At 40.2% G+C, this 12,591-nt stretch carries 13 protein-coding genes; 12 read left to right on the forward strand and 1 reads right to left on the reverse strand.

Annotated elements, in window-relative coordinates; translation table 11 throughout:
* Positions 1–209: 209 nt before the first annotated feature.
* From J7I96_RS21965 to J7I96_RS22020, 12 genes are all read left to right on the forward strand, one after another.
* Positions 210–1,538, forward strand: a complete 1,329-nt coding sequence (locus tag J7I96_RS21965) for a PTS sugar transporter subunit IIC (protein ID WP_214923776.1) — start codon at positions 210–212, stop codon at positions 1,536–1,538.
* On the forward strand, positions 1,531–1,827 hold the full coding sequence (locus J7I96_RS21970) for a hypothetical protein (protein ID WP_214773859.1): 297 nt from the start codon (positions 1,531–1,533) through the stop codon (positions 1,825–1,827). Before J7I96_RS21965 ends, J7I96_RS21970 begins: the two co-directional genes overlap by 8 nt.
* Positions 1,824–2,906: a DUF871 domain-containing protein gene (locus tag J7I96_RS21975; protein ID WP_214773858.1), complete on the forward strand. Its 1,083-nt coding sequence runs from the start codon at positions 1,824–1,826 to the stop codon at positions 2,904–2,906. Before J7I96_RS21970 ends, J7I96_RS21975 begins: the two co-directional genes overlap by 4 nt.
* Before the next feature lie 30 nt (positions 2,907–2,936).
* Positions 2,937–3,242, forward strand: coding sequence for a PTS sugar transporter subunit IIB (locus tag J7I96_RS21980; protein ID WP_214923779.1), 306 nt, complete (start codon positions 2,937–2,939; stop codon positions 3,240–3,242).
* A 24-nt stretch (positions 3,243–3,266) separates the two neighbouring features.
* Positions 3,267–3,593 (forward strand): PTS sugar transporter subunit IIA, encoded by a 327-nt coding sequence (locus J7I96_RS21985; RefSeq protein ID WP_214773856.1) that lies wholly within the window; start codon positions 3,267–3,269, stop codon positions 3,591–3,593.
* Between the two features lie 272 nt (positions 3,594–3,865).
* A complete protein-coding gene (locus tag J7I96_RS21990) occupies positions 3,866–4,768 on the forward strand; it encodes an aldo/keto reductase (RefSeq protein ID WP_214773855.1) in 903 nt (300 codons plus the stop codon).
* Positions 4,769–5,178: 410 nt separating this feature from the next.
* Positions 5,179–5,778 (forward strand): nucleotidyltransferase family protein, encoded by a 600-nt coding sequence (locus tag J7I96_RS21995; protein ID WP_214773854.1) that lies wholly within the window; start codon positions 5,179–5,181, stop codon positions 5,776–5,778.
* Between the two features lie 137 nt (positions 5,779–5,915).
* Positions 5,916–8,111, forward strand: coding sequence for a xanthine dehydrogenase family protein molybdopterin-binding subunit (locus J7I96_RS22000; RefSeq protein ID WP_214773853.1), 2,196 nt, complete (start codon positions 5,916–5,918; stop codon positions 8,109–8,111).
* Positions 8,071–8,538, forward strand: coding sequence for a (2Fe-2S)-binding protein (locus tag J7I96_RS22005; RefSeq protein ID WP_214773852.1), 468 nt, complete (start codon positions 8,071–8,073; stop codon positions 8,536–8,538). The genes J7I96_RS22000 and J7I96_RS22005 overlap by 41 nt, the downstream gene beginning before the upstream one ends.
* On the forward strand, positions 8,532–9,398 hold the full coding sequence (locus J7I96_RS22010; protein WP_214773851.1) for an FAD binding domain-containing protein: 867 nt from the start codon (positions 8,532–8,534) through the stop codon (positions 9,396–9,398). The genes J7I96_RS22005 and J7I96_RS22010 overlap by 7 nt, the downstream gene beginning before the upstream one ends.
* A 25-nt stretch (positions 9,399–9,423) precedes the next feature.
* On the forward strand, positions 9,424–10,218 hold the full coding sequence (locus tag J7I96_RS22015) for an XdhC family protein (protein ID WP_214773850.1): 795 nt from the start codon (positions 9,424–9,426) through the stop codon (positions 10,216–10,218).
* A 518-nt stretch (positions 10,219–10,736) separates the two neighbouring features.
* Complete coding sequence (locus J7I96_RS22020) at positions 10,737–11,846, forward strand: DNA alkylation repair protein (RefSeq protein ID WP_214773849.1); 1,110 nt, start codon at positions 10,737–10,739, stop codon at positions 11,844–11,846.
* A gap of 124 nt (positions 11,847–11,970) precedes the next feature.
* On the opposite strand, the gene J7I96_RS22025 is transcribed toward J7I96_RS22020, so the two are convergent.
* On the reverse strand, positions 11,971–12,525 hold the full coding sequence (locus J7I96_RS22025) for an HPP family protein (protein WP_214773848.1): 555 nt from the start codon (positions 12,523–12,525) through the stop codon (positions 11,971–11,973).
* Between the last annotated feature and the right edge of the window lie 66 nt (positions 12,526–12,591).

A 12,591-nucleotide genomic window follows, 5' to 3' on the forward strand; every position in this document is an offset into this window, starting at 1 on the left:
TCCTGCTTTCTTTTTTTGTGCTCTTGGGGGTTTATACCTCTTTTACTAAATGAAGATAGATAACTGCACTATGTATTCTTGGATTTCAAAGTTTATAACACAAACCATATTTTTAATAAACATATTGACATAATGAATATAACGTTATAATGTTTATTTATTGCAATTGTTTGTTTTTTCAGAATTTTAATCAAAAGGGGGAAAAGTTATTGAATAATTTTATGGGGATACTCGAAATGAAAGTGCTTCCAGTCGCAAACAAAATTGGTTCACAAAGACATCTGCTGGCAATCAGGCACGGTGTTCTGGCAACACTTCCACTGACGATCATTGGATCATTCTTTGTTATTTTGTTGAATTTTCCAATCAGTGGGTATGACGAATGGATTGCGCCTTATCGTGCCGCTTTGGATGTTCCGTTTCGGTTTACGGTCGGAGCAATGGCTTTATATGCGGCTTTTGGGGTGGGGGCAGCGCTTGCAGGACATTATAAATTAGATCAGCTCAGTGCAGGCCTTCTATCAGTCTTAGCTTTTCTGATTACATGTGTTGTGCCTACCCAAGTCATGGAGTCCGTTCCAGGAGTAATAGAAGCGGGTCGCTGGTTACCTATCAGCTCTTTAAGCGCAGCTTCATTATTCGGAGCAATCGTAACATCCTTGATCTCCGTAGAAATTTATCATTTTCTCATTAAGCGCGATATAAAAATCAAATTACCTGATAGTGTTCCGCCAATGGTGTCGAATTCCTTTGCAGCCCTGATTCCAACATTGGTCGTGGTCCTTCTTTTCTGGGGCATTCGTTATGGTTTGGGCTTTGACATTAACTCGATCATCACTACTTTGGTGTCACCTCTCAAAAATTTATTGGTTGGTAATAGTTTAATAGGTGGTTTGCTAACAGTCTTTCTCATCGTTTTCTTTTGGTCGCTGGGTATTCATGGACCGGCAATATTGGGTCCGATCATACGGCCAATGTGGGATTCGGCGATTCTCGAAAATATGGATGCATTTGCAAGAACGGGTAATGCAGCGAATTTGCCCAATTTATTTACCGAACAATTCATTCAATGGTTTGTGTGGATTGGCGGGGCGGGATCGACTTTATCACTTGTTGTACTATTCTTATTTTCAAAATCTAAGTATTTGAAAGAGCTGGGTAAACTGTCCTTTGTTCCAGGGATTTTTAATATTAACGAACCTATCATTTTTGGAGCGCCGATTGTCATGAACCCCATTTTAATGGTTCCATTCATCGTTGCCCCTTTGGTAAATGTCATCGTTTCTTATACCTTCTTTCAATTAGGGTTAATACCGATGATAATGGCTAAACTGCCGTTTACGGTCTTTAGTCCAATTGCAGCTGTCATCAGTACAAATTGGACAATCATGGCCGGGGTTCTCGTTTTATTGAATTTTGTCATCTCATTAATGATCTATTTTCCATTTTTCAAGATGTTCGAGAAGCAGCATCTACGTGATGAAAATAAAATAGAAGCTGGACCGGAAGAAAAGAAAGCGGGCATTAAATATGCTTGAAATAATATTCGCCATTCTATCATTTGTCGGGTCGCAAATCATTTTTTCCCGTACTCGGCTAGGTGAAAGTTTAACACCCTGGAAATCGGTTGGCCTGTCTATTTTAATCATTAGCTTTTCTATCTTTCTGTTTACCGCAATGGGATCGACTTATTATTTGATAGTCATTGTACCAACGATTATTTGTTCTGTAATGGTATCCTCCCGCTATCGTGACTATTTAATGGGATTACAAACTAAGCGGGCTCAATGGAAAGATAGTAGAAAAGGAGTGAATGATAGCTTATGAGAAGATTAGGTATTTCAATTTATCCGGAACAATCTACACCGGATAAAGACAAGCAATATATTAAACTTGCCCATAGTTATGGTTTTGAACGAATTTTCACCTGTTTATTATCGGTTTCAAAACCTTATGAAATTGTCATGGATGAATATAAAAATATTATTTCCTATGCGAAAGCGCTGCATATGGAAGTCATACTTGATGTTGCTCCAGCTGTTTTCGATAAGTTTAATATTAGCTATGATGATTTAAGTTTTTTCGCAGAAATGGGAGCTGACGGCGTTCGTCTTGATCTTGGATTCGATGGCTTGAAAGAAGCTAAAATGACATATAATCCTTTTGGATTGAAAATCGAATTGAATATGAGTAATGATGTCGATTATTTATCGAACATTCTGACGCATCAGGGGAATAAAAATCAAATCATTGGCTGTCATAATTTCTATCCCCAAAAATTCACAGGTCTTCCTTATGACTTCTTCATCTCCTGCAGTAAAAGGTTTAAAGAACATGGCATTCGTACAGCTGCATTCGTTACTTCACAAACCGGTGATATAGGTCCATGGAGTATAAATGATGGATTATGCACATTAGAACAGCACCGTGAACTTTCAATTGATGTACAAGCCAAGCATCTATGGGCAACGGGTTTAATTGATGATGTCATCATTGGGAATGCTTACGCGAGTGAAGAGGAACTAAGAATGCTGGGGGCCTTACAGCGTGACTTGATCGAGTTGAAAGTGGAACTTCATTCGGATGCGTCACCAATTGAGCAAAAAGTTGTGCTGGATGAATTACACCTTCGCCGTGGTGATATCAGCGAGTATATGGTCCGTTCAGTGGAGGTCCGAAAAAAATATGCAAATGAAGATTTTGCAGTCCGTGAAAGTATCCCACAGCGCAAAGGGGCCGTTTTCATCGGCAATGATTCTTTTGGAAAATACAAAGGCGAACTTCAAGTCATCTTAAGGGACATGCCATTGGATGAACGTAAAAATGCAGTCGCCCATGTTGTAAAAGAGGAACTTTTTTTACTGGATTATATTAAACCATGGGGCACATTTAGATTGATTAAATAACATGACCCTAATTTATAAGGAGGAATAATGATGAATATTTTATTATGCTGTTCTGCAGGTATGTCCACTAGTCTTTTGGTTAATAAGATGGAGAAAGCGGCGGTGGAAGAAGGATTGAGCGTGAAAATCCAGGCTGTTGCCACTATGGAAGTAAGAAACCATATAAATGAGGTGGATGTTATTCTTTTAGGCCCTCAAGTTCGGTATCAGCTTAATGATATAAAGAAAATAGGGAATGAAAAAGGAATACCTGTAGATACGATAAATCCAATGCATTATGGAACATGTAATGGCAAGGAAGTATTGCGTACGGCCCTCCAATTAATTTCAAAATAACATACTATCAAAAGGAGTGGTAAAATGACGAAAACAAAAGAGGATCTATCAGAATTATCATTTCAATTAATTCTCCATAGCGGGAATGCCCGCAGTTCTGCAATGGAGGCCATCGCCTTGCAAAAACAAGGTAAATCAAGCGATGCCCAGGATAAATTAAAGGAAGCGGAACATGAGTTTGTTGCTGCACATAAAATCCAAACCGCATTGATTCAACAAGAAGTGAATGGTGAGAAATTCGATATTCCAATGCTCTTGATCCATGCTCAAGATCACTTGATGACTTCCATGACAACAAAAGATTTAGCGATAGAAATCGTGGAATTACACAAGAAAACACAAAAGAACTAACAATATTCAGGAGGTTGCTGCGGCAGCCTTTTTCTTATGTACATAACGTGTGAACTTCAACGAGAAGGCGGAGAAATCCTCCTGCATGAACCTACGTTAAATGAATATGGCAGATAAGGGTCACTCAATATTAGGATTCTCCGAAAATTTAAATTATACTAAGGTTCATGGCGGTAGCAATAGATACTGTCACTGATTAACGAAGGGTATCATGATAGAAAAACAAACAACAAATTAGCAAGCGCAATCATTTTATAAAAGGGGAGAAAAACATGCAAAGAGTCAATCTAACTGAAGATCTTAGTCTTTCACGCATTGTACACGGTATGTGGAGATTGGCAGATTGGAGATTTTCTGCCGAGGATATCCTATCACTTATTGAACACGGAATGGATCGGGGCGTCACTACATATGATCACGCCGATATATATGGAAGCTATACGTGTGAGGAGATTTTTGGGAACGCACTTTCATTAAAGCCTTCATTACGCGATAAAATGGAGATCGTTACGAAATGTGGCATCGTTCTTCAATCAGAAAACCGTCCTTCCCATAAAAGTCACCATTACGATACTAGTAAAACCCATATCATAAAGTCTGTTGAACAATCCCTTATGAATCTTAAAACGGATTATATTGATTTATTACTTATTCATCGTCCGGATCCCCTGATGGACCCGGCGGATATGGCTGAGGCGTTTAATCAATTAAAGGAATCAGGAAAGGTCCGAAACTTTGGGGTATCGAACTTCAAAAAACCGCAATGGGATATGCTTCAATCTTATCTAGACTATCCGCTTGTGACGAATCAGCTGGAGCTTTCGGCATATAATCTTGAAAACTTCGAAGACGGAACCTTGAACTTATGTCAGGAAAAGGGCGTTGCTCCTATGGCATGGTCACCGCTAGCAGGAGGCAGCATCTTTGAGGAATCGAACGAAAAGGCTGTCCGCTTAAGAAAAACATTAGAAACCGTAAAAGAAGAAATCGGGGCTAACGGAATAGATGAAGTGATGTATGCCTGGCTGTTGAGGCATCCCGCAAAAATCATTCCAATCATTGGATCCGGTAAGAAAGAACGGTTGGACAGCGCCATTGATTCACTAAACTTAAGCATGGAAAAAGAGCAATGGTTTAACATATTAACAAGCTCGATGGGATATGATATACCGTAATGAATTGTACCTTTGAACAAAAAAACTTGCCTTCATTAATGGGGACCTCCGTAAAGAGGTCCCCACTCCAGTTTGTCTACATACTGAAGCCTTTGCTCATTAGAGCAAAGGCTTCTTTATATTCTAAAAAAAAATTATCGTTCTCTGATAATTCGATAATTTTAGCTTCTTCGATTAAACCTGGGTTAATACTGACACTCATTCTCTTAAAATAAGGACTATGTATAGTCTCTTTATATCTATTGTTAATTTAAAAATAGTATCAAGTCGGTTAATGAGTAATATAATGAGGCTTTTACGCATATAAAGAAAAAACACAATGTTCTCTTAATAGTCCATACAGCAAATCCTTCCTCGCTTGTGATTTTATTGTGAGATTTAAGAAAAATGATAGGTAGAGGGTGACGAATATGGAAGCGATCGTACTAGCTGCTGGATATTCCAGCCGAGCGAATGCATTTAAAATGACTTTGCCGATGGGGCAAATGAGCGTATTGGAGCAGACGATCTCTAAATTTGAAGGATTATGCAGCAGGGTCATCGTCGTAGCTGGATTTCAAGCAGAAATCATCCAAGAGGAAATTGCCAAAATCATCAGTGAAAATGCCTATTCATTTCAGATTAAGTTTGTTTATAATGAAAACTTTAACCAGGGAATGTTTCATTCCATTCAAAAGGGCTGTAATGAAGTAAATTCCCCAACCTTCTTTATAACACCCGGCGATTGTCCGCTTGTAAAAAAAGAGACTGTTCAGCTACTTGCAAAACACAAAGGAAACGTGGTTATTCCCAGCTTTGACTATAAAGGCGGCCATCCCATTAAATTATCAAGCGAAGTGAAACAGAAAATTCTCGAAACCAATCCAGAAAGTAATTTGCGTGTGGTCCTGGGCGGTTACGAAAAGGAGTACATGAATGTAGATGATGCGGGGGTATTAATGGATGTTGATACACCGGAGGATTACCAAAAAGCCATTGATTATGATAATACTTTAAATTTCTCGAAGTAAAAAGAAAAAAGAAATAAAACTACCAAAATCTTGATTAGAAATGAATCATAAAAGATCATTCTCATTGATAAAATCATTGGAAGGGTTTCTATTCAGAATATGTCCCATTAAAAAATGAGTCGAAGGGTGTTGTTGCAATGAATCTCAAAGACATAAGCACCTCAGTGCCCAAAAAGGATCATAAAGGTAAAGTATCTGGCCAGTTGCCCTATATTAGTGACGTAAAAGTGGAAAATATGGTTTATGGTGTTTTGTATCGATCGCCAATTGCTTATGGAAAAATAATATCGATTCAATTACCTAACCTTCCGGAAGGGTATGAAGCTGTTGGAGCAGAGCATATCCCCGGACCGAATTATGTCAAAATCATCAAAGAAGATCAGCCCATTTTTGCCAATGAGTGGGTCAATTATATTGGTGAGCCAATTCTCATGCTTACGGGCAAAGACCTGGATATCCTGTACAGTTTGTTAAATGAAGTGAAGGTTGAATTTGAAGAACATCAGGCTATCTATACATTGGACGAAGCGATCAAGCAAAAATCAGTATCCTTAGTTATGGCAAGCTATGAATTTGGGGAAAGCTTAGAAAACATTTCAGCTATCGAGCAGGGAGCCCATCAAATCATCGAAGAAGAATATGATACGGGTTATCAGGAGCATGTGTATCTTGAGCCGCAGGGGATGCTCGCCGTTTATAAGGATGATGAAATTGTCGTCCAGGGATCGATGCAATGTCTTTATTATATAAAAAATGCATTGCTAAGCGCATTAGCCTGTGGTGACGATGAAGTCAGGGTTGTTCAAAGTCCTACCGGCGGAGGTTTTGGCGGCAAAGAAGATTATCCTTCTATGATGGCTTGTCACGTGGCAGTTGCCGCAAGAGCAGTCAAAAAATCGGTAATGCTCGTGTTCGACCGTTCTGAGGATATGCTGGTAACGACGAAAAGGCATCCGGCCAAACTCAAATATCGGACGGCCCTTGATAAGGAAGGAAATATTTTAAGCATGTGTGTTGACATCTTTCTCGACGGAGGGGCAAATGTTGGATTGAGCTCTGTCGTGCTGCAGCGCGCATTATTAAACAGTGCCGGTGTTTATAAAATTCCGCATTTTCATGCAAAAGGCTATGTCTTAAAAACCAATACCGTTCCGAACGGCGCCTTCAGAGGCTTTGGTGCTCCTCAAAGCTTTGCCGGAATCGAAAGTCATATTGGACATCTTAGTAAACTGGCAAAAATCGACCCGCTTGATTATAAACGAAAATACCTCGTCAAACAAGGAGATCCCACCATCACCAAAGGTAAATTCCGCGACCCGATATTAGTGGAAGATATGATTGAGGACGCACTCAACGTGTCAGAATACAACAAGAAAAAAGAAGACTTTCAGCGCTTAAATCAACAAAATCAGCGCTATAAAAAAGGCATAGGAACTTCGCTGTTCCTCCACGGCTGTGGATTTACTGGCAGTGGCGAAAGAGATCATATTAAAGCCAAGGTGAAATTGGTTAAATCAAAGGACGACCAGGTATCACTAAAAATCTCAAACTCTGATATGGGACAAGGTATTTTGACGACATTGTGTAAAATTGTCGCCAAAGAACTTAACCTCCCGTTCGAAGATATTTTGTACCCTTATCCCGACACAAAAGAGGTTCCCGACTCGGGTCCGACCGTAGCTTCCAGGACGACGATGATTGTCGGAAAATTGCTGGAAATGGCCGCAAAAAAGCTTAAGAATCAGTGGCAAACAGGGGTGGAACAGGAAGTGGTTGAGCACTATGTTCACCGTGAAATGATTCCTTGGGATGAGAAAACCTTTACTGGAGATGCGTACCCGGCTTATTCATGGGGCGTTAATATCGTTGAAGTAGAAGTTGATACGTTAACAGGTAATTTAAAGTTAGAAAAAGTATACGGCAATTATGAAGTTGGGAAGGTCATCGATGAACGGATCATGAAAGGCCAAATTGACGGTGGTTTGGCTCAAGGGCTAGCATACGGTTATCTGGAAAAGATGACGTCAAAACAAGGTAGAATTCAACAAAAAAGCATATCGGATTATGGACCGCCGACTTCATTGGATATTGTTTCAATTGAAAGCAAGGTCTTTGATAACCCCTATGCTGATGGTCCATATGGGGCGAAGGGCGCAGGTGAATTGACTTTAATCGGAGGCGCTCCAGCAGTCCAAGCTGCGATTGAGGATGCCCTGCACACTTCTTTTCAGAAAATTCCGATTACACCGGAAGTCATTATTGAAAGTCTTTGGATGAAAGAAGGTAAGAGGGTTGATTACATTCACACTAAATGGAAGAACGGTAGAAACTGACGCCCCTGCTACAGCAAGATTACTAGATTTATTAAGAGATGAGTTTGAGTTAATCGGAACAAAGGAAGGCTGTGGTGAAGGGGAGTGCGGAGCCTGCAGTGTTTTTGTGAATAACCTCCTGCAAAACAGCTGCCTTATTCCAATTGGCTCGATTGCTGGTGCCGATATTCAAACGATCGAAGGCATCATTGAAACGAAACAATTTAAAATTTTAGATGAAAGCTATTCCATAGCCGGGGGAGTGCAATGCGGCTATTGCATACCGGGAATGATTATGGCAAGTGCAGCTTTGTTATCTGAAAACCCTCATCCTTCAGAGGCTGAAATTCGTGAGGGCATCTCCGGAAATTTGTGCCGATGTACGGGCTACAATATGATTGTTGACGCGATTAACCTAGCAGCTAAAAAAGGTGATGGCTTATGGTAGAGAAAATAACAGCGTATCGCTTCGAGCGTTTAGACGAAACTTTGAGCCAATTGAATAGAGAAGATTGTGCAATCATAGCCGGAGGCACCGATGTTATGGTTCTTCACAAAAGTAGAAGGGGAGTACCTCCAAAAATCCCTAAACCGATTGTTTTTATTAATCATCTTTCCGAATTAAAGAAGGTGTATCAACATCACAAGGATCTCCACATCGGGGCCTGCTGTACCTATAGTGAATTACTTGAAAATCCGTTGATTCCTTTTGCTTTAAAGAATGCAATTAAAACAATTGCTGCCCCGGCAATTAGAAACAGGGGAACATTAGGCGGTAATATATGCAACGCCTCTCCAGCCGGTGACATGCTTCCTTTATTATATGTATACAATGCAAAGCTTCTGTTGCGCTCCGTAAATGGTGATCGGATGGTTGCGATTAGCGATTTCATTCAAGGTCCACGACAGGTTCAACGCATTCACAATGAAATAGTAACGGAGATTATCCTTCCGTTCGTATTAGGAGATTCACATGTCGTTTTCGAGAAAGTCGGCAACCGCAACGCAGATGCCATTGCTAAAGTATCGTTTGCGGGTTTCGCCCGGATGAGCAAAGATCGAATCGATGACATTCGGTTTGCCTTCGGGGCGGTCGGACCTACGATGGTTCGTTCCATTGATATTGAGAAGAAGCTGGTTGGAAAAACGATACCATTAGCCGATGCAGACATCGCTGAAATTGTGGCAGCCTTCGATAAGATAATTAGTCCAATCGACGATCAACGCTCCACTGCGGCATACAGAAAAACCGTCGCGTTACATCTTTTACGTTATTTTCTTAGCATGAAGCAATATCAACCGAATTAATGCTTAAAGATAGGGGAGAGCTTTTATGCAGCTGATGGAAAAAGTGGCCATGCTGACACGTCAAAACGAAACCTTTGCTTTAGCCATGATTATTGAATCAAAGGGCTCGACTCCCAGGCATGTTGGGAAAATGATTGTCTACCGGGATGGAACCATTGAAGGGACTGTCGGAGGGGGTTTGGCTGAACACTATCTGATCGAAGATAGTGTAAAGGCGATCCAAGATGGCCAATCGAAAATCGTAGAATATAAATTGAATAAACATGCAAAAGACGGAATTCAGATGAATTGTGGCGGCACGTTAAGGGTCTTTATTGAAGTCTATACAAGCAGGCCTGAACTCATTCTGGCTGGGGCCGGTCATTTAGGCCATGCGTTGGCAAAGCTCGCTGATTTCCTCGAATATCCTTATTGCATTGTCGATGATCGCGTTGGTTATTGTACAAAGGAACGCTTTCCTAATGCGACAAACCTTTTTGTGAACGAGGATATTGGAAAGGCTCTGCTCGCAGCCAACCTAAATGAAAAATCATATGTGGTAATTGTTACAAAAGATTGTGATGATATCGTATTAAAAACGGCACTGCAATTTCCGATTGCATATGTTGGGATGGTAGCCAGTAAACGCAAGGTCATAAGCATATTTGAAAAGTTAAAAAGTGAAGGGGTCACGCAAGAACAGTTGGAGCAGGTCCATTCTCCAATCGGATTGGAAATTGACTCGGAAACATCTGAAGAAATTGCCATCAGCATTATTGGTCAAATCATCAAATTAAGCAAGGAAAAAAAGCCTGTAAAAGTGAAACAATTAAATAGATAAGTAGAAAGGTCAGATAAAGCTAAAACCAAAATGTCTAATAGACAATTAGGACAGTCCCCACTGTGTTAAAGTATTAACTCAGTGGGACTGTCCCTTTTTCTTTGATAAAAGCTCGAAGAAGGCCCTTGCTCTTCAGAGTGGGCTTTTTGTCGGTTTGATTAATTCATTAATATGGTAGGAATATTTTACTTTATATGCTACTACTATCATACTATACACAAAGGAAAACTCCTGTAGGGATTTTGTATGGGGATATAAGATGGACTTATGGGAAACGGGTTCTGGTGCAAAGATTACATCCATTGGAAAGAGTATATAGATTCCTATAGAATCAGCTAATATGCAGCCATTCCAAATAGTGTTGAATGAACTTCACTTGATTTTGGACAGACTTGTTCTGTAAAGTAAGCTGTCCTTTTTTAATGATTGTATCGGGCATAACATAGTTTGAAATGATAGCTGATAGGTAGTGCGAGTATCCATTAGCAAATTTAACCTGAAGAAAAGAAGTGAATGAAATGGCAGAGCCTTTAAAGGATTTATATAATGAAACGTTCATTCGTGAATTCGGTGAAAAAGTAAAGGGTGTTAATCCGTCCTTCTCTACTGAATCGTTTGTAGGGGAAGTAATTGATGAGCATTGGGACGAGAGGAAGTTAAAAGAACGAATAAGGCACATTTCCATTACTCTTGGAAAGCATCTTCCAAGTGATTATCAAGAGGCTTTGGATATTTTGTATCGGCTTGATAAGGATTGTGAGGGTTTTAGATATTTATTTTTCCCGGATTTTGTAGAGGTACATGGATTGAATAAGAAAGATTGGCCTTTATCGCTAGATGCGTTGGAGCGTTTTACAGCAAGGTCATCCTCCGAGTTTGCAATTCGTGCTTTTATCTTGCTTGATCCCATTTTAATGATCGATAAGATGAAGAAATGGACCAATCATGATAATGAGCATGTCCGCAGACTGGCTAGTGAGGGATGCAGGCCCAGGTTACCTTGGGGCCAATCTTTACCGATGTTCAAATCCGATCCGGCACCCGTCTTGGAATTACTTGAGAACCTGAAAAACGATCCGTCCCTATATGTTCGCAAAAGTGTGGCCAATAACTTGAATGATATTGCCAAAGATCATCCGAAAACCGTAATAGAAACAGCCAAGCGCTGGTATGAAAGCGGGGAACCCAACACGGTTTGGATTATTCGACGGGGATGCAGGACCTTAGTTCGTCAAGCAGATCCAGAAGTCCTTTCTTTATTTGGATACACGGATATATTGAATAATCCGAATTTCATTACAAAAGCATTTATTAGAAATGAACCAGATTCGATTTGTATTGGGGAAACAAGTGAACTTCATTTCGGTTTTCAAGTTCAAGAAAAGAACTCTGTGAAACTTCGGATCGAGTATGCCATCGATTTTGTAAAAGCAAATCAGAAAACTTCCCGTAAAAATTTCCTTTTGGCAGATAGGGATTTCTCAGATGGTGAAGGAGTTGAAAGAGTGAGGATTCACAATTGGAAAGACCTGACGACACGTCGACATTACAAGGGGATCCATCGAATATCACTCCTTGTGAACGGTGTGGAAGTTGCAGAAACGCAAGTCAAACTAAATGATGGATGATAAAGGTTATTGAAAAGTTAACAGGAATACGAGCAATTATGGCTGAAAAAAACGAGGAGCCTGAGCGTTCCTCGTTTATTATTTCATGATAGTGAAACATTGCAAATAACACATTAAAAAGCAATCAAATCCAAAAAGTTGGATAGCTCCGATTGCTGCGCAAATTATTAATTAACAATGCCAGTAAAACGATTATCACAGCACCAGTTAAAACAGGAGTAAATAAATAGCTCCAGCCATACTGGCCAAGCATGACTACTAGCGGGTCTGCGCCAGCTGGCGGGTGGGTCGTTTTTGTCAGCATCATCACCGCAATTGCTAATCCGACAGCCAAGCCGATTGCCCAAGGTTCATCGCCAATAAAATGATAGGAAGCTAATCCTACGAATGTTGAAACAAAATGGCCGCCTATAATATTCCGCGGTTGTGATAATGGTGCGTTCCACAGACCGAACGCCAGCACACAGCTGGCACCAAATGGAGCCATTAACCACACTGCTGATGTTATTTTTGTTAAGAGAATCAAGGCGAATATAGTGAGAAATCCCCCAATCAACCCCGTTATTGCGTCCTTTACATTTATCTGTAAAGGGCTTCTTCCTTTTCCCTTCATCTTCGATAAATAATGAATATGAAATAAGCGTTTTTCTTTATGCCCCGCTGCTGAAATACGGTCCAAAGTGAACCCTCCTTTTTTATATAATTAGACTTTACACGAAATGAACTAACCCGTCAAAACAATTTT

Source organism: Bacillus sp. ISL-78, assembly GCF_018613455.1.
Classification (GTDB): domain Bacteria; phylum Bacillota; class Bacilli; order Bacillales; family DSM-1321; genus Peribacillus; species Peribacillus frigoritolerans.